The sequence below is a fragment of the Streptomyces phaeoluteigriseus genome, from assembly GCF_001896135.2.
Classification (GTDB): Bacteria; Actinomycetota; Actinomycetes; order Streptomycetales; family Streptomycetaceae; genus Streptomyces; species Streptomyces phaeoluteigriseus.
In genome coordinates this window covers 170,372-189,827 of sequence record NZ_MPOH02000015.1, presented here as the reverse complement: position 1 = coordinate 189,827, position 19,456 = coordinate 170,372, and the positions used below count along the sequence as shown (strand labels likewise).

The following is a 19,456-nucleotide window of genomic DNA, read 5'->3' as shown; positions in this document are numbered from 1 at the left end:
GGAGCCCCAGTGAAGGTCGGCTGCATCGGACTCGGTGACATCGCGCAGAAGGCGTACCTGCCGGTGCTCGGCGCGCTGCCCGGGATCGAACTCCATCTCCAGACGCGCACCCCGGCCACTCTAGACCGGGTCGCCGGCGCGTTGCGTCTGCCGGCCGGACAACGCCACCGCGACCTCGACGCGCTCCTCGCCGAAGGCCTGGACGCCGCCTTCGTGCACGCCCCCACCGCCGCCCACCCGGAGATCGTCACCCGGCTCCTGGAGGCGGGCGTGCCGACCTACGTGGACAAGCCGCTGGCGTACGAACTCGCCGACTCCGAACGGCTCGTGGCGCTCGCGGAGGAACGCGGGACGAGCCTGGCCGTCGGCTTCAACCGGCGTCACGCCCCCGGATACGCGCAGTGCGCCGACCACCCGCGCGAGCTGATCCTGATGCAGAAGAACCGTGTGGGGCTGCCCGAGGAACCGCGCGCGATGATCCTCGACGACTTCATCCACGTCGTCGACACCCTGCGCTTCCTCGCGCCGGGACCGGTCGACGACGTGACCGTGCGGGCCCGCGTCGAGGACGGGCTGCTGCACCACGTCGTCCTCCAGCTCGCCGGGGACGGCTTCACCGCGCTCGGGGTGATGAACCGGCTCAGCGGGTCCAACGAGGAGATCCTGGAGGTGTCCGGCCAGGACACCAAGCGCCAGGTCGTCAACCTCTCCGAGGTGATCGACCACAAGGGGCAGCCGACCGTGCGGCGGCGCGGCGACTGGGTGCCGGTGGCCCGCCAGCGCGGCATCGAGCAGGCCGTGCTGGCCTTTCTCGACGCCGTCCGAGCGGGAAGGACGCTCAGTGCCCGCGACGCGCTGGCGACTCACGAACTGTGCGAGCGGGTGGTCCGAGCGGTGCGGGAGCGTTCCGGCGCGGCCTGACCGCCCGCGCCCCCGCCACCAGGCCGAGCCCCGCGAGGACCAGCAGGGCCGCGTGGACCGGCCAGTCGCCGAAGCGGACGTACGGGGTGACACCGCCGGTGAGCGGCACCTCGTAGACGGCCGTGGTGCTCGCGTCGGTCCCCAGCCACGGGCCGATCCGCCCGCCGCTCCCGTCGTACACCGCGGAGACCCCCGTCAGCGTCGCGTGCACGAAGGGGCGGCCGGTCTCCGCGGCCCGCAGGGCGCCCAGCGAGGCGTGCTGGGCGGGAGCCCAGCTGTTCTGGAACGTCGACGTGGACGACTCGGCGACCAGGACGTCGATGCCGTCCTCGACGAGGTGGCGGCTCATGTCGGGGAACGCGGTCTCGAAACACACCATCGGCCCGATGCGCAGACCGGGCCCGGCGTTCATCACGACCTGCTCCGTGCCGCGCCGCCGGTCCTCGCCGGCCGCCTTGCCCACGGACGTGGCCCAGCCCAGCAGTGAGCGGGCGGGGACGTACTCACCGAAGGGCACCAGTCGCATCTTGTCGTACCGGTCTCCGGTCGGTCCGTCGGGTCCGACCAGGATGGAACTCTTGTAGATGCCGGGCCGGTCGGAGCGGCGGGCGTCCACGTTGACCAGGATGTCGGCGCCGGTCGCGCGCGACAGCTCCGCGAGGCGGCGGGCCAGGTCGGGCCGGTCGCCGAGTCGTGGCCGACGCTGCTCTCGCCCCAGACGATCAGGTCGACGTCCTGCCCGACGAGTCGGCGGGTCAGTTGTTCCTCGCGGTCGAAACGGCGGTCGGGCCCGTCGACGACACCGGCCTGCACGACGGCTATCCGCGCCTGCCCGTCGCGTCCGGCCGCGGCGACCACACCCACGCGGCCGACGCCGCGGCGCGTCGCCACCGAGCCCGGCCGACGGCCGGGCCACCCGGTGCGCCGGAACCGCGACGAGCAGGGCGAGGGCGACATTGACGGCCACCACCAGGAAGCTCAGCAGCCACACCCCGCCGACCGACGCCAGCCGCAGCGCCGGCTCCACCTGCCACTGACTGGCCCCGAGCACGCCCCACGGCCCGCCCAGGCCCTGCCAGGAACGGACCAGCTCCACGGCCAGCCATCCCGAGGGCACCACCAGCAGAGCGGCCCCGGCCCGCCCCCGCGAGGGCACCCCGCCGAGGAAACCGCGCACCAGCCCGCCCCACGGCGCCCACAGGGCGCCCAGCAGGGCGGCGAGGACCAGCGTGAAGACGTGCAGGCTCGGCAGCAGCCACACGTGCATCGCCAGCATGAAGCCGAACCCGCCGGCCCATCCGTCGTACAGCGCCCGCTTCCCCGTCGGCGCCGAACGCACCAGCAGGAGCCAGGGGATCAGCGCGGCGTACGCCCACCACCACAGGCCGGGGGCCGGGTAGGCGGGTACGGGCAACGCGCCCGCGAGGGCCGCGACGACCGAGCGCCGCCACGGGGAGGAGAGCCAGTGACCGAAGGTCTTCATACGGCACCTCCCTACCCCGTGGTCACTCAAGTGTGCGCGCCCGGGGTGATCTCCGACCAGATGGCCTCCGGCGGCCGGGGCGCGGTCCGGTCAGCCGGAGCCGACCTGGCCGGGCTGACGGCGCCACTTCTCCCGCACCACCACCTCGCGCACCCGCCAGCCGTCCTCCGTCCGCAGCAACTCGAAGGCGTACCGGCCGCCGCACACGAAGTCCGGGGCCGTGGCGGGCCCCTCGTCGGCGGCCAGCCGCATGGGGTTCACATAGTCGGCCTGGACCCGGGCGAAGTCGCCCCGGTCCTGGTCCAGCACCCCGAAGCGCACTCTGCGGTTGACGATCAGATGCTGGCGCATCGAGAACAGCCGCATGCTCTCCTCGAGCCACGCGGCGACCTTTCCCACCTCTCCCTCGATCCCGCCGGCCGAGCGGTAGTCCGCCCGCCCGTCCGGAGTGAACAACTCCCGGTAGGCCGCCCAGTCGCCGTCGTCGACGGCGACCGCGTAGTCGGTGATCAGACCGTCGACGGCCAGACGGTCCATCACGGCGGCGAGCTCCACACGCTGCGTCATGGCCCGAGTGTTGGGCATCGCGGGCGTGCCGCCAAGGGCCGTGCGGGTATGTCCGGCCGATCAGTGCGGCAAACCGCGGACAGACCCTCTGAACAGCGACCGGGCTGTGCGTGTCCATGACCGGCGTACCCATAGGGTGTCCCTCATGTCTGCCACGTTGAGTTCCACGAGGACCCGCGCCGCGCTCCGCGCATCGGCACGTATAGCCGTCGAGTTGTTGCTGCTCCTCGTGGGGCTCTGGGCCGCGCTATGGCTGTTGGGGCAGATGTGGTCGATCGTCTGGCCGCTCGTCGTCGGCCTGCTCATCACCACCCTGACCTGGCCCCCGACGCGCTTCCTGCGCCGGCACGGCTGGCCGCCGGCCCTCGCCGCGGCGTTGGTGACCGTGCTGTTCCTCCTGGTCGCCGCGGGCATCGTGGCGCTGATCGCGGTGCCGGTGGCCTCCCAGTCGGGGGAGTTGACCGACGGCGTGGTCGAAGGTCTCCAGAGAGTGCGCGAATGGGCTGCCGGGCCGCCGTTGAACATCGGCGACGCCGAGATCACGAAGGCTCTCGACAGCGCGGTCGCCCGCGCCCAGGACGGCCTCGGGAACATGGTCACCACCGTCGTCTCGGGAGTGAGCACGGTGGTCAACGGCCTGGTCACCGCCGTCCTTGCCATCTTCCTGATGTTCTTCTTCCTCAAGGACGGCCCGCGCTTTCTGCCGTGGCTCGCCCGTCAGCTGCCCGGCCGGTTCGCCGCGGACGTCCCGACGGTGGCCGCGCGCAGCTGGGACACGCTGGGCGCGTTCGTGCGGTCGCAGGCGCTCGTCGGTCTGCTCGACGCGGTGCTGATCGGCCTCGGCCTGTGGATCCTGGACGTCCCGCTGGTGCTTCCGCTGGCGGTGCTGACCTTCGTCTCCGCGTTCGTGCCGATCATCGGCGCGCTGTTCGCCGGGTTCGTCGCCGTCCTCATCGCGCTGGTCTCCAACGGTCTGACCGACGCGCTGCTCGTGCTGGCCATCATCATCGTGGTGCAGCAGCTCGAGGGCAACGTCTTCCAGCCGATGATCCAGAGCCGGGGGCTCGGGCTGCACGCGGCGGTGGTCCTGCTGGCGGTCACCCTCGGCGGCAGCCTCGCCGGGATCGTCGGCAGCCTGCTCGCCGTACCGATCGCGGCGGTGCTCGCGGTGATCTGGAACTACGTGCGGGAGCAACTCAGCGACCCCAGCGAGGAGTCGGGGGCGGACGCCGGGGCCGTGGTGCCGTCGTAGCGGTTCAGGGCGGCGGGTGAGGGTTCGGGAATGGCGTGCGCGGGCTGGACGTGCGCGCCAAGCCGACGGCCGGACAGAGGTGTTGAGCCGGACGCTGAGGCGATGGTCCGGGTCGCTGTGAGCGGGGGAGCGGGGACCGGGGTGGCCTCAGGCCGCCTTCACCACCTCGCCGCGGATCGCCGCGGCCCACTCCACCACCAACAGCTCGTACTCCGCCCGCTCCTGGGCCGACAGGGTGCCACCGGCGCGCAGCCACAGCGCCCGGATCTGCTCGTTCAACTCGGCAGCAGACCGCGCGGAACCAAAGGCTGAAGAACTCGGGGACATGCGCAACAGCCTAGGGGCAAGCACTGACACTGCGCTACCGGACGGCTACGCAAACCCTATGGACTTGGTCACGGCCGGCGTGCACCGCTCGGGCCGCGTCCGGTCGGGGAGCCGTCCGCTGCCGGGCGCGGGTGAGGCGGGTGACGGTGACGCCGTCGGGGAAGGCGGTGCGCTCGGCGACGTGGAAGACGGTGGATCGAAGGCGGAGTCGAAGACCGGGATGCCCGTGCCGGCGACCACCGGGTAGCTCTTGAGGACCAGTTCGTCGATCTCGGGCAGAAGGGCGCCGGCGAGCCTGCCGCCGCCGCGGAGCCGGATGTCCGAGCCGGTGCCCTCTTCGCGCTTGAGTTGCCGGACGAGGGCGAGCGGGTCGTCGACGACGGTGACGGCCGGGTCGACGTCGTGGGCGGGCGTGCTGCCGACCACGTACTGGCGCAGGTGCGCGTACGGACTGGTGATCCCGTGGTCGAGGGAGGGGCGGTAGGTTCCACGGCCCATGACGACGGTGTCCGAAGTGCCGGTTGGGCGCGTCGACGACGCCGACGGCCGCGCGGGCGGCCGTCGGGAGGGTCTCCGGGTGCAGCGCGGTCATCCAGGATGTGTGGGCGGCTGTCTGCCGCTAGTCGCCCTGGGGGAAGAAGTCGTCCTCGCCACGGGGGCCGGCGATGCGGCCGTCGAGCGTGACGGCGACCTGGTGCACGAGCTTCGGCATCATGGATAACTCCATACGCAGTACTCTCTTCGTAGTGGTATGGAGGCAGTACTACAACTGGAGTGGTGTCAATGGTGAGACGGAATGACGAGCGGCGCGCCGCCCTCGTCGATGCCGCGATCGAGGTGCTGGCCAGGGAAGGGGCCCGGGGGCTGACGTTCCGGGCGGTGGACGCCGAGGCCGCCGTGCCCGCCGGTACCGCGTCCAACTACTTCACCAACCGCGACGACCTGCTCACCCAGGCGGGCGCCCGGGTCTATGAGCGGCTCCAGCCCGACGAGGCCACGATCGCCCGCCAGCAGGCCGCCGGCCGGGACCGGGAGACCTACGCGGCGCTGATGCGTGAACTGGTCGGCCGTATCGCCTCATTCCGTACCGGCTACCTCGCGCTGCTCGAACTGCGCCTCGAAGCCACCCGGCGCCCCGAACTGCGCAAGGTCCTCACCGAGCGGGTCCGGGCCGACGTCGACGCCAACGTCGCGTACCACCAGGCCTCGGGACTCCCGGGGGACGCGACGGCCGTCAAGCTGCTGATGCTCGCCCTGAACTGGCTGATCGTCGAACAGCTCACCCTTCCGGACGTCTTCACGGAGGCGGAGCGCGAACAGCTGGTGACGGCGGCGGTCGACCGGATCGTGGCGGCGGAGTAGTCCCCCCGGTGTGCCCCGCGCCGCTCGGTCCTGGTCGGCGCGGGGGTGCGGACCGCGGGGGGACTGCCGCCGCGGGGGCGGGATCAGCCCGCCGACTCCGCCGCGTGCGGGCTCAGCACGCCCGTCGCGACGAGGGCGATGATCACGATGCCGAGGATCACGCGGTAGTACACGAACGGCATGAACGACTTGGTGCTGATGAATTTCATGAACCAGGCGATGACGGCATATCCGGTCACGAACGCGATCACCGTCGCGAACCCCGTCGGCCCCCAGGCCACGTGGCCGCCCTCCATGGCGTCCTTCAGCTCGAAGACGCCGGAGGCCAGCACCGCCGGGATGGCGAGCAGGAACGAGTAGCGGGCCGCCGACTCGCGCTTGTAGCCCATGAACAGGCCGCCGCTGATCGTGGCGCCGGAGCGGGAGACGCCCGGGACGAGGGCGCAGGCCTGGCAGAGGCCGAAGATCAGGCCGTCCTTGACGCTCAGGTTCTCGAGGTTCTTGCGCTGCTTGGGTGCCCGGTGCCGGCCGCCGTTCTCGTCGCGGGCGGCCAGCCGGTCGGCGATGCCGATGATGATGCCGACGACGACGAGCATCGTGGCGGTGATCCGCAGGTCGCGGAACGGTCCCTCGATCTGGTCCTTGAGCGTGACGCCGAGCACACCGATCGGGATCGAGCCGACGATCACCAGCCAGCCCATCTGGGCGTCGTGGTCCTTGCGCATCGTCTTGTCGAAGAGCGACCGGGACCAGGCGGAGATGATCCGCCCGATGTCCTTGCGGAAATAGATCAGTACCGCGGCTTCCGTACCGATCTGCGTGATCGCCGTGAAGGCGGCTCCGGGGTCCTCCCAGCCCGAGAAGGCCGCGGTCAGCCGCAGGTGCGCGCTGGAGGAGACGGGGAGGAACTCGGTCAGCCCCTGGACGAGTCCGAGGATGAGTGATTCAAACCAAGACATGAGGTTACGGAGTCCAAGTGCCGATCGGGGAGGGCAGGCGAACACGGCGGGCCGCCGCGCGCGGTGATCAAGTGGGTGTGTTCGAAGGCAGCGTAGCGCCCCCGGGGGACAGGCCCGGCACAGGGGTTTCGATGGAGGTGGCGCAGCGGAGGCGTGCACGCCGGTGGAACAGGGCGTATGTGTTGACCGGCCAGGGGGCCGCCGCTTACGTTGCTGCCGAGGGAAAGCGCTTGCTATTTCGGTCGCCGAGGTGTGCCGCGGTCTCTCCCGCCATTCGGGTCGTTCGTCGGAGGAGTGCTGATCACGCCCATGTCCCCATCCCCTCCGCTCGCCGGACGCCGGATCCGTGCCGCCGTCATCGGCACCGGTGCCATCGCCCGAGGCTCCCACCTGCCCGCGCTCGCACAGCTCGCGGCGGAGGGCGAGACCGAGGTCGTCGCGGCCGTCGACGTCGATGCCGACGCGGTCGGGGCCTTCTGCGCGGAGGGCGGGATTCCGCACGCCTACACGGACCTGGAGCGCATGCTCGCGGAGCAGCGCCCCGACCTGGTGACGATCTGCACCCCGCCGACCCTGCACCGCGAGCAGAGCGTGGCCGCGCTGCGCGCCGGCGCCTGGGTGTGGTGCGAGAAGCCGCCCGTGCCGACCCTCGCCGACTACGACGCCGTGGCCGCCGAGGAGGGGGCCGGGAGCGGGCCGTACGCCGCGATCGTCTTCCAGCACCGCTTCGGGTCCGGTTCCGATCACGTACGGCGGCTGCTCGCCGAGCAGGCGATGGGGCGGCCGCTCGTCGCGCACTGCCAGACGACCTGGTACCGCGACACCGCCTACTACGCCGTTCCCTGGCGGGGACGCTGGCAGACCGAGGGCGGCGGCCCCGCGATGGGCCATGGCATCCATCAGATGGACCTCCTGCTCGACCTGCTCGGACCGTGGAGCGAGGTGCGGGCCATGGCCGGCCGGCTCGTCCACGACGTGGAGACCGAGGACGTGTCCACCGCCCTGGTCCGGTTCGAGAACGGCGCCATGGCCACGATCGTGAACAGCGTTCTCAGCCCCGACGAGGTCAGCCGGATCCGCATCGACTGCGAGCACGCGACGGTGGAGTTGACCCATCTCTACGGCCACAGCAACGCGAACTGGCAGATCACCCCGGCCCGGGACGTCCCCGCGGAACGGGCCGCCGCGTGGCAGGACTTCGGCTCGGACGTGCCCAGCTCGCACCTGGCCCAGCTGCGGGGGCTCGTCGCCGCCATGCGGGCGGGGGAACGGCCGCGCACCAGCGGCGCCGACGGGCGCACCAGCCTGGAACTGATCAGCGCCCTGTACAAGTCGGCGTTCACGGACGTGACGGTGAAGCGGGGAGAGATCGGGCCCGGTGACCCGTTCTACACGGCCCTGCACGGGGGCGCTCCCGGCTGGACACCCGCCGCCGCGACCGCCGTCGGGTCCACCGGCGTGTGCCGACACGTGTCCACCGGCGTGTCCCCGGACGGGTCCCCTGCCGAGTCCACCGGCGTGTCCGCAGACGTGTCCAACACCCAGTCCACCGGTTCGTCCGTCGGCAGCCGGGAGGTCTCGGCATGACCGGGCTGCGTCTCGTCCACGCCCACGGCGACCGCATCACCGTGACCGCCCCCGGCGGCGTCGAACTGCTCGCGTACGTCTACCGGCCCGAGGCCGCCTGGGAGGCGCCGAAGCCGTACATCCACCCGCTGCGCACCCTCGCGGGCGCTGTCGTCACCGACTACCGGCCCAACGACCACCGCTGGCACAAGGGGCTGTCGCTGACCGCCTCGCACCTGTCGGGCGCGAACCTGTGGGGCGGCAACAGCTACGTCCACGGCGAGGGGTATCTCGAACTCCCGGAACGCGTCGGCTCGATGGCGCACGTCGGCTTCGACGAGGTCACGGCCGACGGTGACCGCGTGGTCGTCGCCGAACGGCTGACCTGGCATCCGCACGGCGGGGAGCTGTGGGCCGAGGAGCGGCGCCGGATCGAGGTGCACGACGTGGACCGGGCCGCCGGTTCCTGGGCGCTGACCTGGTCCAGCGCGATCACCAACCGCCGGGAGGAGCCGCTGCGGTTCGGCAGTCCGACCACCGCCGGGCGGGAGATGGCCGGCTATACGGGCCTGTTCTGGCGCGGCCCGCGCGCCTTCCGTGACGGCCGGATCATCGGCCCCGAAGGGGAGGGGCCCGGCCTGATGGGGACGCAGGGCCCCTGGCTCGCGTTGTCCGGGGAGCACGACGGCACCGACGGTCACGCCACGGTCGTCTTCGCGCACGCCCCCGAGAACGATCACTCCGGCGACGCGGGGGCCCACCCCGCACACTGGTTCGTCCGCAACGAGCCCTTCGCCGGCATCGCCCCCTCCTGGGCCTTCCACGACGAACTGGAGCTGGCCCCCGGCGACACCCTCACCCGCCGCTACCGGGTGGTCGTCGCGGACGGCGCCTGGGAGCGGAAGGAGATCGACGAGTACCTGGAGGCGCACCCCTGGTGAGTGGGGGCGGGTGGGTGCGGCGGCGGCCGGGACCGATCCTCCGCTCGGCGGTGCCTGCGGTGCCTGCCGTGCCTGCGGTGCCTGCGCTGTCCGTGGTTGGTGCGGTGCTCGCAGTGTCTGCGGCTTCTGTGGTGCCCCGGACCGTCCGGACCGGGCCGGACCACGACACCGCGCTCGGCGGTCGACCGTACGTCAGCCATGTGGACCGAAGGCCTACGCGGCTGTCGGGCCGGTCACCGTCCAGCCCGGGGTCTGGGGGTGGGCGGCGAGGTCCTCGTGGTGGACCGGGGCGCCGCAGGCCGCGCAGGTGACCACGGGGAGCATCTCGTTGCCGCAGATGTGCTCGACCACCATGGGGCGGTCGTCGTCCGGGCGCAGGTGGCGGTCGCCCCACGCCATGAGGGTCAGCAGGACCGGCTCGAGTTCGAGCCCCGCCTGTGTGGGCCGGTACTCGAAGCGCTGCGGGCGCTCGCTGTAGACGCGCTTGGTCAGGATCCCCGCGTCCACGAGCCGCCGCAGACGGGTGGCCAGGATGTCGCGCGGGGCGCCGATGTTGCGTACGAGCTGGTCGAAGCGGCCGTTGCCCAGGCACACCTCCCGCAGGACGAGCAGGGAGTACTTCTCGCCGACGAGCGCCAGGGCGTCGGCGATGGAGCAGGGACGCGGGTCTTTGGTGGAGGCGGCCATGCCGTTCAGTCTAGAGGAGGGTTTGATTTTCCAACTCGCGGCGCTATGGTGAGTTCGGATTTCCTACTCACCGGTAATCGCCGCGCCCGGCGGACAGCCACCGCCCGGCGGCCAAGGAGGCCCGCACATGCGTGACGCAGTCATCGTCGAAGCCGTACGCACCCCGATCGGCAAGGGCAAGCCGAACGGTTCCCTCGCGCACGTCCACCCCGTCGAACTCCTCGCCCACACCCTGCGCACCCTCGTCGAGCGCTCCGGCGTCGACCCGGCGCTCATCGACGACGTCATCGGCGGCACCGTCGACCAGGTCGGCGAGCAGGCCATGAACACCACCCGCTACGCCGCCCTGTCGGCGGGTTTCCCGGAGTCGGTGCCCGCGACCACGGTCGACCGGCAGTGCGGCTCCTCCCAGCAGGCCGTGCACTTCGCGGCGCAGGGCGTCATCTCCGGCGCCTACGACCTCGTCGTGGCCTGCGGCGTGGAGTCGATGAGCCGCGTGCCGATGTGGTCCAACGTGCCGCCCGGCAAGGACCCCTTCGGCCCCGGCGTCGCCGAGCGCTACCCCGAAGGACTGGTCCCGCAGGGCATCAGCGCCGAACTCATCTCCGCGAAGTGGTCGATCACGCGCGAGCAGATGGACTCCTTCGCCGTCTCCTCCCACCGCAAGGCCGCCGAGGCCTGGCAGCGGGGCCTCTTCGACGCCGAGGTCGCGCCCCTGGACGGCGTCTCGCGCGACGAGTGCGTCCGCCCGGACAGCACCCTGGACGTACTGGCGGGGCTCCGGCCCGCCTACCACGACCCCGCCTACGCGGAGCGCTTCCCGCAGATCGAGTGGAACGTCACCGCGGGCAACGCCAGCCCGGTCAACGACGGTGCCTCGGCCGTGCTGATCACCTCCGGCGAGACCGCCGCCCGGCTCGGCCTGCGTCCGCTGGCCCGGCTGCACAGCTTCGCCGTCACCGGCTCCGACCCGCTGCTGATGCTCACCGGCGTCGTCCCGGCCACCGAGAAGGTGCTGCGCCGGGCGGATCTGCGCCTGGACGACATCGACCTGTTCGAGGTCAACGAGGCCTTCTCCAGCGTCGTACTCGCCTGGGCGCAGGAGACCGGCGCCGACCTAGGCAAGGTCAACGTGCACGGCGGCGCGATCGCCCTCGGCCACCCGCTGGGCGCGAGCGGCACACGGCTGACGACCACCCTGGTCCACACCATGCGCGAACGCGGCGCCCGCTACGCCCTCCAGACGATGTGTGAGGCGGGCGGCCTCGCCAACGCGATGATCCTCGAAGGCGTGTGAAGGAGGGCGGGCCTCCCGGAGGCGCCTGACGCAGGGCGGGTCCGTCAGAAGGCGTCCGACGCACGCCAGGCCGCCTCAGGGGGCGTCAGCGGCGGCGCAGGTGGTGGCGTTTGCGCCAGGCCACCACCGCGCCCACCGCCGCGGGCAGGCCGATGGCCGCCATCGAGACCAGGAAGAGCGGCGAGGTCGGGGACGAGGCGGACGACCCGGCGACCACGTACGCGGCCGTGTTGGGGATCGAACCGAGCGCGGTCGCGGCCAGGAACGGCAGCCAGCCCATGCGCGAGACGGCGGCGCAGTAGTTCGCCGCCCAGAACGGCACCCCCGGGAACAGCCGCGCCGCCAGCATCGACCGCAGCCCGTGCCGGCTCAACTGGCCGTCCGCCGCCTGCAGGAGCCGCCCCCGCAGCAGGGGCCGCAGCGCGTCCTGGCCGAGGATCCGGCCGAGCCCGAAGGCGAGCCCGGCGCCCAGCACCGTGCCCGCCACCGCCGCGCCGATGCCCAGCTGCGAGCCGAACAGCGCTCCCGCGGCCAGGTTCAGCAACGGCCGCGGCACGAACGCCACCGTGCACAGTCCGTACGCCACCGCGAACACCGTCGCGGCGGCGACACCGCCCAGGTGAGGTGGCCAGCCGTCCGAGAGCAGTCGCTGCGGTTCGAAGAGCAGCACGCTCGACGCGGCCGCCACGAGCAGCGCGACCAGCAGCGAGAACCGCGCCCACGGCGAGAGCAGCGCTCTCGTGCAGCGCGCGGCGGACCCAGCCGACGCCGACGTCGACGCCGACGCCGGTGCGACGACGGGCAGGGGGGCCGGTGACAAGGGGGCGAGCGGTACGGGGACGACCAGCTCAGTGGCGGTGGCCCGGGGAGAGGCCGTGGCGGTGCCCCCAGAGCGGGTGTGGGCATCGAGCATCCGGCGACACTAACCGACGGACATGTGTGATCGCCGTATGGTTCGTCTCATGACCGTGACCGGAGCGGAATCGGCGGAGGTACCGCCGAGTGCTCTCGCCGACACCGTCCTGGAGCGGCTGACCGCCGCGTACGCCGCCGCGGCCGATCCCGCGAGGGCGACGGCCATGCGCGCGTACATGAAGGACGTGGCGCCCTTCCTGGGCATCCCCACACCCGAACGCCGGGCCCTGTCCCGGTCCGTCCTCGCCGGTCTGCCCCGTCCCGGCGAGGCCGACTGCACGGCGGTCGGCCTGCGCTGCTGGGCGCTGTCGGAGCGCGAGTACCACTACTTCGCCGTGGACTACCTGCGCCGGTACGCCGGACGGTGCTCCTCCGCGTTCCTGCCCGTCGCCCGCCGGCTCATCACCACGGTCTCCTGGTGGGACACCGTCGACCTGCTCGCCGTCCACGTCGTCGGCCCCCTCGTCGCCGCCGACCCGCGCCTCACCGCGGAGATGGACACCTGGATCGCCGACGACGACCTGTGGGTCGCCCGCACCGCCCTGCTGCACCAGCTCGGATACAAGGACCGCACCGACGCCGACCGTCTCTTCGGCTACTGCCTGCGCCAGTCCGGCCACCCCGACTTCTTCGTCCGCAAGGCGATCGGCTGGTGCCTGCGCGAGTACGCCAAGACGGACCCGGACGCCGTCCGCGCCTTCCTCGGCCGCGAACGGGGACGCTTCGCCCCGCTGACCGTGCGCGAGGCGCTGAAGAACATCGGGGCGTAGCTCGGCCGCCTGGGCGCCTGGCCGCCTGGCCGCCTGGGAAAACCGTTCGACACCGGTTCCCCTGTCGGCGACCATCGACCCATGTTCCGGTACGCCTTCCTCCTCGCGGCATCCGCAGTCGCGGATGCGCCGAAGGCTGCCGTTCCCGTTCTCGTGGCCGCTGTCGACGGCGCCCGAAGCTGACCCTCTCCGGATCGACCGGCGGACCCCGCAGGGGGAGGGTCGGCGAGTCCCTCGGGGTCCCCGTCCCGGCCGGCGCGTCCGTCGCCGCCGGGGCCGTCACACAGCACCCTCCGAGAGGCTTCGAGGTATCGCCATGCCCAAGACGGCTTACGTGCGCACGAAACCACACCTGAACATCGGCACCATGGGTCACGTCGACCACGGCAAGACCACGCTCACCGCCGCCATCACCAAGGTCCTCGCCGAGCGCGGGGCCGGCACCTTCGTGCCGTTCGACCGCATCGACCGCGCCCCCGAGGAGGCGGCGCGCGGCATCACCATCAACATCGCGCACGTCGAGTACGAGACCGACACCCGGCACTACGCGCACGTCGACATGCCGGGTCACGCCGACTACATCAAGAACATGGTGACCGGCGCCGCACAGCTCGACGGGGCGATCCTCGTCGTCTCCGCGCTCGACGGGATCATGCCGCAGACCGCCGAACACGTCCTTCTCGCCCGTCAGGTGGGCGTCGACCACATCGTCGTCGCGCTCAACAAGGCCGACGCGGGCGACGAGGAGCTGATCGACCTCGTCGAGCTGGAGGTCCGCGACCTGCTCACCGCGCACGGCTACGGCGGTGACTCCGCGCCCGTCGTACGGGTCTCGGGACTCAGGGCGCTGGAGGGCTACCCGCGCTGGGCGGCGTCGATCGACGCGCTGCTCGACGCGGTGGACACCTATGTGCCGATGCCCGAGCGGTATGTGGACGCGCCGTTCCTGCTGCCCGTGGAGAACGTGCTCACCATCACCGGGCGCGGCACGGTCGTCACCGGTGCGGTGGAGCGGGGCACGGTCCGGGTCGGTGACCGCGTCGACGTGCTCGGCGCCGGCGTCGAGTCGGTGGTGACCGGCCTGGAGACCTTCGGCAAGCCGATGGAGGAGGCGCAGGCCGGGGACAACGTGGCGCTGCTGTTGCGGGGCGTGCCGCGGGACGCCGTACGGCGCGGGCACGTGGTGGCCGCGCCGGGGAGCGTGCTGCCCAGCCGGCGTTTCACGGCGCGGGTGTACGTGCTGTCGACGCGGGAGGGCGGGCGCTCGACGCCCGTCTCCACGGGGTACCGGCCGCAGTTCTACATCCGCACGGCGGACGTGGTCGGGGACGTCGACCTCGGGGACGTCGCGGTCGCGCGGCCGGGTGACACGGTCGCCATGACCGTCGAGCTGGGCCGCGAGGTGCCCCTGGAGCCCGGCCTCGGCTTCGCCGTCCGCGAGGGCGGCCGGACCGTCGCGGCGGGAACGGTGACCGCCGTGGAGTGACGGCGGCCGGACACACGCGCGTGGAGGCCGCGGGACCGGTGCGGAACCGGTCTCGCGGTGCCTCGCGCGCGGGCGCGCCTTGCGCTGTGCGGGACTGGCGTCTGTGGGTGCCTCGCGTTCCTGCGGGGCTGAGTCTCTGTGGGGCGGAGCCTTCTATGGGGCCGAGCCCGCTGTGGGGCCGTATCCCCCTGCGGGGCTGAGCCCTCCGTGGGGCTGAGCCTCCTGTGGCCGTACCCCCTGCGGGGCCGTCCCCCTGCGGGGCCCAGCCCTTGACGGGGCTGAGTCCTCTGTGGGGCTGAGCCGTCTGCGGGGTCGGGCCTCCTGCGGGGTGGAGCCCCCTGCGGCGGGAGCGGGGGACGTCTCCGATGTCTCCGCCTCCGCCCGCCGTGCCCCCCTCGGCCTGCGGGGCCGGGCCCCGCCAGGCTCGCGGGCACAATGTCAGCGTGAACGACTCCATACCCGTCATCCGAGCCGTCGACCACGGCACCGCCAAGCTAATGCCCGACGTCGACCGGGAGCGGGCATGGCTGTTGACGGTCGACGGGGCGCCGCAGTCGTACGTCGATCTGGACGAGCCCACGCACCTGGAGTTCGAGTACGCCCGGCGGCTCGGGCACGTCCTGGACACCGTGGCCGAGGACGGCCGGCCGCTGGACGTGCTGCACCTCGGCGGCGGGGCGTTCACCCTGCCCCGGTACCTGGCCGCGACCCGGCCGGGTTCCCGGCAGGACGTCGTGGAGGCCGACCGGGGCCTGCTGGACCTCGTGGCGCAGCACCTGCCGGTCCCGGCCGGCACCGGCATCACCCCGCACGCGGCCGACGCGCGGGCCTGGCTGGAGAAGGCCCCGACCGCCTCCGCCGACGTGCTCGTGGCCGACGTCTTCGGCGGCTCCCGCGTCCCCGCCCACCTGACGACCCTGTCCTACGCCCGCGAGGCCGGACGGGTCCTGCGCGCGGACGGCGTCTACCTGGCCAACCTCGCGGACGCTGCCCCGTTCGCCTTCCTGCGTTCCCAACTCGCCACCTTCGCCGAGGTGTTCGAGCATCTCGCGGTCATCGCCGAACCCGCGGTCCTGCGCGGCCGACGCTTCGGCAACGCCGTCCTCGTCGCCTCCCGTCACCCCCTCGACGTCCCGCCCCTGGCCCGCCGTACAGCCTCCGACGCCTTCCCCGCCCGCGTCGAACACGGGCCGGCCCTGCGCGAGTTCATCGGCGACGCCCGCCCGGTGACCGAGGGGGAGGCGGTCCCCTCACCGGTCCCGCCGACGGGGGCGTTCGGGATCGGGTGAGCTGGACCGCGTCCGAGACGGCCGCGCCGGGTGGCGGGAGCGCGGCCCGCCCGCCCGTACCGGGGCGGGGCGGGCGGGGTGGCCGGGATCGGGGGAGCGGGCGCGCGCCTCTCAGCCGAGGGTGCCGCGGCCCCCGTCCGGCTTCGTCGTGGCCGGAGCGGCCTGGGGCGGAGGAGGCGACACGGCCGCCGTCGTGGCCGGCTCCGTGCGGGTTCCGGCGGGGGCGGCGACCGCCGGGTGTCCGGCCACCGGCTTCGTGCGGCGGGTCAGGTTGCGTACGTCCGGTACGCACAGGACCGCCGCGGTGACCACGACGACCAGGACGGCACAGCCCCACAGGGACGCCGTGCGGCCGAAGAGGGACTCCGAGGGGCCCGCCAGGGCCATGGCCAGGGGGACCAGGGCGACCGAGCCGAACCAGTCGTAGGCCGAGACGCGGGAGAGCTTGTCCTCCGGGATCTCCTGGTGGAGGGCGGTCATCCAGGACACGCCGAACACCTCCAGGGTGATGCCGGTCAGGAACATCACCGCGCACAGCAGGCCGACCGGCACCGGCACGGCGAGGGCCGCCGAGGGCAGCGCCAGCGGGAACACGCAGAGGGTGCCGACGAAGAGCAGGCGGCGCGGTTTCCAGCGGGTCATCAGCAGCGCGCCGGCCACCGTGCCCGCGCCGAAGAAGCCGAGGGCGAGACCCCAGGGGCCCGCCCCGCCCAGGTGGTCCCGGGCGACGAGAGGGCCGTAGACCGCGTCGGCGGCTCCGACGACGGCGTTGGCGATCGAGAACTGGAGCACGATGCCCCACAGCCACGGGCGGCCGCTGAACTCCCGCCAGCCCTCGCGCAGATCGGCGAGCAGGCCGCCGCCCTGCTCGCGTGCCGGGATGTGCCCCACGTCGAGGAACGCGCGCAGCGACCCGGCGACGGCGAAGGCGGCGGCGTCCGCCGCGAGGACCCAGCCCGGTCCGATCACCGCGACCATGGCGCCGCCGAGGGCCGCGCCACCGACGCCGGCTCCCTGCATCGCCATCCGGAACACCGCGAAAGCCCGGCCGACCTGCTCGCCCTGTACCGAGGACATCAGCATGCCCTCGGCGGCCGGGCTGAAGAACGCCTGGCCGGTGCCGCCGAGGGCGGTCAGCAGCATCATCTGCCACAGCCGCGGCTCACCGGTCAGGACGAGCGCGGCGAACGCGGCCTGCGACAGGCAGTTGAGGGCGTTGGCCGCGACCATCACCCGGTGCCGCGGCAGCCGGTCGGCGATCGCGCCGCCGATCAGCAGGAACAGCACGAGCGGCAGGGTGCGGGCCGCCGCCACCAGACCGACGTCGCCGCCGTCGCCGCCGTTCTCCAGGACGGCGAACGCGGCGGCGATGAGGGCCCCGTGGCTGCCGAGGTTCGTGACGAACGCGGCAGCCGTCAGCAGGCTGTAGTTGCGGCCTACCCAGGAGGGTCTGCGCAGGCGGGGTCGGGGATCGGCGGCTGAGGTCACCGGCCGACTATCCCCGCCCGGCCGTCGATCTGCCAAACCGATGATCGGGCCTGTCGACGGACCGGGCGTGCGGGCGGTGAGGTCTCAGCCCCCGGTCGGCTCCCCGTGCAGCCGTACCGTGGCGAGGATCTGCATGATGGTCGCCTTGGGCAGTTCGTCCTTGACGCCCTTGGCGCCGTACAGGTTCCACGACACGTAGTCGTTGTCGGAGTTCTTGAAGCCGAAGGTGATCGCCTTGCCGTCGCTGTCGCACTTGCCCTTCTGGGGCGTGTTCGTGGACTGCGCCCACGCGTAGCTGCCGGTGATGCCCGAGGCGGTGGTGAAGGGGGTGGCCTTCTTGTCGGTGGTGATGCTCTTGCGGTCCGGCTCGGTGTAGCCGCCGAACACCCACCAGGCGGGCGTGTTGAGGGCGATCTCGTCGGTGTTCTTGGCCCCTTCGGCACCCTTGCTGCCGACCATGGCCAGCGCGGTGTCGTCGGTCTTGCCGTCCTTGTCGTCGTCGGACGTGCACCACTTGGACTTGTACTCGGCCGTGGCCGACTGGATGATCGCGTCGTAGCCGTCGGGCTGCTCCTTGTCCTCCCACTCGAATCCCTGGCTCAGGCCCGGAGACTGGACCTCCCAGTCGGCGGGCACGTCGAAGGCGATGCCCCACTTGGGGTTCACGACGACCTTCCAGCCCGCGACGGTCGGCTTCTCGGTCTCGGTGCCGCGCGGGTTGTCGCCGCCGGACGAGGCGGAGGCCGAGTCGCTCGGCTCGGCGGACACCGACGGGCTCGCACTGGCCTTGCCCTTGGCCTCCGGCTTCTCGTCGTCGCCGCCCAGCACCAGGAATCCGGTGACACCGGCGGCCACGACGACGGCCGCGGCCGCCACGATGGCGATCACCTTCGTCCGGTTGCCGCCACCGCCGGGCTGAGGGGTCCCCGGGACACCCGGCGTGCCCCACTGGGGCGTCTGCGGGTAGGGGTTGGTCTGCTGCTGGAAACCGGGCTGCTGATACGGATTCGGCTGCTGGTATCCCGGCTGCTGGTACGGGTTGTTCTGCGCCTGCGGGTTCTGCTCTCCCCCGGGCGGCTGCTGTCCTGGCCACATGGCCAGAAACCCTAGTGCCGTGCATGACACGAACAGGTCACCGCCCCTCGTCAGTGCCGTACCGAACGGGCCGTGGCGCTCCCTGTCCGGCGAGGACCGGCCCTCGCGGCCCTCTGGCCAGCGGACACTACTCATGGGTAACATCCCGGCATGAGCGCAGACCAGATGTCCATCGGCGAGATGCTCGCCGCCACCGTGCCCATGGCCCGGACGCTGAACCTCGAGTTCCTCGAGACCAGGCCGGAGAAGGCCGTGGTGGCTCTGCCGGATCAGGGGGCGTTCCACAACCACGTGGGCGGGCCGCACGCCGGGGCGATGTTCACGCTCGGCGAGTCCGCGAGCGGTGCCATCGTGCTCGCCGCCTTCGGGGACCAGCTGTCGCGGGCCGTGCCGCTCGCCGTCCGTGCCGAGATCGGTTACCGCAAGCTCGCGATGGGCGCCGTCACCGCGACGGCCACCCTCGGGCGCCCGGCCGCCGAGGTCGTCGCCGAACTCGACGCGGGGGGAGCGGCCGGAGTTCCCGGTCGCGATCGAGATCCGCCGCGCGGACGGGGCCGTGACGGGCGAGATGACGGTGGTGTGGACCCTGCGGCCCAACGGCTGAGCGGACGGGTCTCGGACGAGGGGCCGCGGCGCGGCCACGGCTGCCCCGGGGCAGCCGCTCTTCGGTTCTGGGCCGAGGGGCGTGGACGGGTGTCGTCGGGCGTCTTCGGGAGTGGTCGGGAGTCCTCGGGCGTCGTCGGCGGGCCGGATGGTGGCCGCAGCCGGAGTCGCAGTCGCAGCCGCAGTCGCGAGCCGAGCCGTGGCACGCCCGTGCTCCGTGGCGCCGGTCGTGCCGTGTGCTCGGGCGGCCGGGGAGCGTGCCTTCCGTGACGTCGGCGACTCGGTGCCCGGAGGCTGCCGGGCGCCGCTCGGCTCGCGTCCCTAGGGGAGCCCCTTCTCTCCGTCAACCGCCCCCCCGACCGCCGGGCGCCGCTCTGCCCGCGTCCCTCGGAGTGCCCCTTCTCTCCGTCACCCGCCCCCGACCGCCGGGCGCCGCTCGGTTCACGTC

The 19,456-nt window shown here is 72.7% G+C and carries 16 protein-coding genes and 3 pseudogenes; 10 read left to right on the top strand and 9 right to left on the bottom strand.

From position 1 onward, the window contains the following. The first annotated feature begins 9 nt into the window (after positions 1-9). On the top strand, positions 10-921 hold the full coding sequence (locus BM536_RS18695; protein WP_073495058.1) for a Gfo/Idh/MocA family protein: 912 nt from the start codon (positions 10-12) through the stop codon (positions 919-921). Here BM536_RS18695 and lnt read toward each other — a convergent pair. Both lnt and BM536_RS18685 read right to left on the bottom strand, forming a co-directional pair. Continuing rightward, a pseudogene (lnt, locus tag BM536_RS18690) lies at positions 839-2,404 on the bottom strand (apolipoprotein N-acyltransferase). The gene BM536_RS18695 and the pseudogene lnt sit on opposite strands and share 83 nt — an antisense overlap. Before the next feature lie 90 nt (positions 2,405-2,494). After that, the gene (locus BM536_RS18685; RefSeq protein ID WP_073495082.1) at positions 2,495-2,971 is read right to left on the bottom strand and encodes a nuclear transport factor 2 family protein; all 477 of its coding nucleotides are present in this window, start codon (positions 2,969-2,971) and stop codon (positions 2,495-2,497) included. A 145-nt stretch (positions 2,972-3,116) separates the two neighbouring features. On the opposite strand from BM536_RS18685, the gene BM536_RS18680 reads away from it, so the two are divergent. Continuing rightward, entirely contained in the window at positions 3,117-4,223 is a 1,107-nt protein-coding gene (locus BM536_RS18680) for an AI-2E family transporter (protein WP_073495080.1), read from the top strand. 147 nt (positions 4,224-4,370) lie between these two features. Here the strand turns inward: BM536_RS18680 and BM536_RS18675 are convergent, their stop codons facing one another. Next, positions 4,371-4,550: a hypothetical protein gene (locus BM536_RS18675; protein ID WP_073495078.1), complete on the bottom strand. Its 180-nt coding sequence runs from the start codon at positions 4,548-4,550 to the stop codon at positions 4,371-4,373. A 127-nt stretch (positions 4,551-4,677) separates the two neighbouring features. Beyond that, positions 4,678-5,262 (bottom strand): annotated as a pseudogene (locus BM536_RS18670) (dihydrofolate reductase family protein); the annotation flags it as partial. Between the two features lie 71 nt (positions 5,263-5,333). Here BM536_RS18670 and BM536_RS18665 point away from each other — a divergent pair. Beyond that, positions 5,334-5,912 carry a TetR/AcrR family transcriptional regulator gene (locus BM536_RS18665; protein WP_073495057.1) on the top strand — a complete coding sequence of 193 codons (579 nt, stop codon included), beginning with the start codon at positions 5,334-5,336 and terminating at the stop codon, positions 5,910-5,912. A gap of 83 nt (positions 5,913-5,995) precedes the next feature. On the opposite strand, the gene BM536_RS18660 is transcribed toward BM536_RS18665, so the two are convergent. Next, on the bottom strand, positions 5,996-6,871 hold the full coding sequence (locus BM536_RS18660) for an undecaprenyl-diphosphate phosphatase (RefSeq protein WP_073495055.1): 876 nt from the start codon (positions 6,869-6,871) through the stop codon (positions 5,996-5,998). A 309-nt stretch (positions 6,872-7,180) separates the two neighbouring features. Between BM536_RS18660 and BM536_RS18655 the strand changes: the two genes are divergently transcribed. Next, entirely contained in the window at positions 7,181-8,458 is a 1,278-nt protein-coding gene (locus tag BM536_RS18655; RefSeq protein ID WP_094103489.1) for a Gfo/Idh/MocA family protein, read from the top strand. Next, positions 8,455-9,378 carry a DUF6807 domain-containing protein gene (locus BM536_RS18650; RefSeq protein WP_073495053.1) on the top strand — a complete coding sequence of 308 codons (924 nt, stop codon included), beginning with the start codon at positions 8,455-8,457 and terminating at the stop codon, positions 9,376-9,378. Before BM536_RS18655 ends, BM536_RS18650 begins: the two co-directional genes overlap by 4 nt. Before the next feature lie 213 nt (positions 9,379-9,591). On the opposite strand, the gene BM536_RS18645 is transcribed toward BM536_RS18650, so the two are convergent. Continuing rightward, entirely contained in the window at positions 9,592-10,065 is a 474-nt protein-coding gene (locus tag BM536_RS18645; RefSeq protein ID WP_073495051.1) for a winged helix-turn-helix transcriptional regulator, read from the bottom strand. Between the two features lie 127 nt (positions 10,066-10,192). On the opposite strand from BM536_RS18645, the gene BM536_RS18640 reads away from it, so the two are divergent. Next, positions 10,193-11,362 (top strand): thiolase family protein, encoded by a 1,170-nt coding sequence (locus tag BM536_RS18640; RefSeq protein WP_073495049.1) that lies wholly within the window; start codon positions 10,193-10,195, stop codon positions 11,360-11,362. Between the two features lie 85 nt (positions 11,363-11,447). Here BM536_RS18640 and BM536_RS18635 read toward each other — a convergent pair whose 3' ends face one another. Then, entirely contained in the window at positions 11,448-12,275 is an 828-nt protein-coding gene (locus tag BM536_RS18635; RefSeq protein WP_073495047.1) for a TVP38/TMEM64 family protein, read from the bottom strand. 49 nt (positions 12,276-12,324) lie between these two features. On the opposite strand from BM536_RS18635, the gene BM536_RS18630 reads away from it, so the two are divergent. From BM536_RS18630 to BM536_RS18620, 3 genes are all read left to right on the top strand, one after another. Then, positions 12,325-13,047, top strand: a complete 723-nt coding sequence (locus tag BM536_RS18630) for a DNA alkylation repair protein (protein ID WP_073495045.1) — start codon at positions 12,325-12,327, stop codon at positions 13,045-13,047. Between the two features lie 316 nt (positions 13,048-13,363). Next, entirely contained in the window at positions 13,364-14,533 is a 1,170-nt protein-coding gene (gene tuf, locus BM536_RS18625) for an elongation factor Tu (RefSeq protein ID WP_073495043.1), read from the top strand. A gap of 443 nt (positions 14,534-14,976) precedes the next feature. Further along, positions 14,977-15,822: a spermidine synthase gene (locus tag BM536_RS18620; RefSeq protein WP_094103233.1), complete on the top strand. Its 846-nt coding sequence runs from the start codon at positions 14,977-14,979 to the stop codon at positions 15,820-15,822. A 111-nt stretch (positions 15,823-15,933) separates the two neighbouring features. Here the strand turns inward: BM536_RS18620 and BM536_RS18615 are convergent, their stop codons facing one another. Further along, positions 15,934-17,310 (bottom strand): MFS transporter, encoded by a 1,377-nt coding sequence (locus BM536_RS18615; RefSeq protein WP_094103232.1) that lies wholly within the window; start codon positions 17,308-17,310, stop codon positions 15,934-15,936. Positions 17,311-17,394: 84 nt separating this feature from the next. Beyond that, positions 17,395-18,405 carry a DUF8017 domain-containing protein gene (locus BM536_RS18610; RefSeq protein ID WP_073500047.1) on the bottom strand — a complete coding sequence of 337 codons (1,011 nt, stop codon included), beginning with the start codon at positions 18,403-18,405 and terminating at the stop codon, positions 17,395-17,397. 165 nt (positions 18,406-18,570) lie between these two features. Here BM536_RS18610 and BM536_RS18605 point away from each other — a divergent pair. Beyond that, positions 18,571-19,009 (top strand): annotated as a pseudogene (locus BM536_RS18605) (DUF4442 domain-containing protein). Positions 19,010-19,456 lie beyond the last annotated feature (447 nt).

What these genes read in the sequence shown, in the direction of transcription:
- BM536_RS18685 (WP_073495082.1), bottom strand. Translation starts at nt 2,971, where the DNA reads ATGACGCAGCGTGTGGAGCTCGCCGCCGTGATGGACCGTCTGGCCGTC.
- BM536_RS18680 (WP_073495080.1), top strand. Translation starts at nt 3,117, where the DNA reads ATGTCTGCCACGTTGAGTTCCACGAGGACCCGCGCCGCGCTCCGCGCA.
- BM536_RS18675 (WP_073495078.1), bottom strand. Translation starts at nt 4,550, where the DNA reads ATGTCCCCGAGTTCTTCAGCCTTTGGTTCCGCGCGGTCTGCTGCCGAG.
- BM536_RS18665 (WP_073495057.1), top strand. Translation starts at nt 5,334, where the DNA reads ATGGTGAGACGGAATGACGAGCGGCGCGCCGCCCTCGTCGATGCCGCG.
- BM536_RS18660 (WP_073495055.1), bottom strand. Translation starts at nt 6,871, where the DNA reads ATGTCTTGGTTTGAATCACTCATCCTCGGACTCGTCCAGGGGCTGACC.
- BM536_RS18655 (WP_094103489.1), top strand. Translation starts at nt 7,181, where the DNA reads ATGTCCCCATCCCCTCCGCTCGCCGGACGCCGGATCCGTGCCGCCGTC.
- BM536_RS18650 (WP_073495053.1), top strand. Translation starts at nt 8,455, where the DNA reads ATGACCGGGCTGCGTCTCGTCCACGCCCACGGCGACCGCATCACCGTG.
- BM536_RS18645 (WP_073495051.1), bottom strand. Translation starts at nt 10,065, where the DNA reads ATGGCCGCCTCCACCAAAGACCCGCGTCCCTGCTCCATCGCCGACGCC.
- BM536_RS18640 (WP_073495049.1), top strand. Translation starts at nt 10,193, where the DNA reads ATGCGTGACGCAGTCATCGTCGAAGCCGTACGCACCCCGATCGGCAAG.
- BM536_RS18635 (WP_073495047.1), bottom strand. Translation starts at nt 12,275, where the DNA reads ATGCTCGATGCCCACACCCGCTCTGGGGGCACCGCCACGGCCTCTCCC.
- BM536_RS18630 (WP_073495045.1), top strand. Translation starts at nt 12,325, where the DNA reads ATGACCGTGACCGGAGCGGAATCGGCGGAGGTACCGCCGAGTGCTCTC.
- tuf (WP_073495043.1), top strand. Translation starts at nt 13,364, where the DNA reads ATGCCCAAGACGGCTTACGTGCGCACGAAACCACACCTGAACATCGGC.
- BM536_RS18610 (WP_073500047.1), bottom strand. Translation starts at nt 18,405, where the DNA reads ATGTGGCCAGGACAGCAGCCGCCCGGGGGAGAGCAGAACCCGCAGGCG.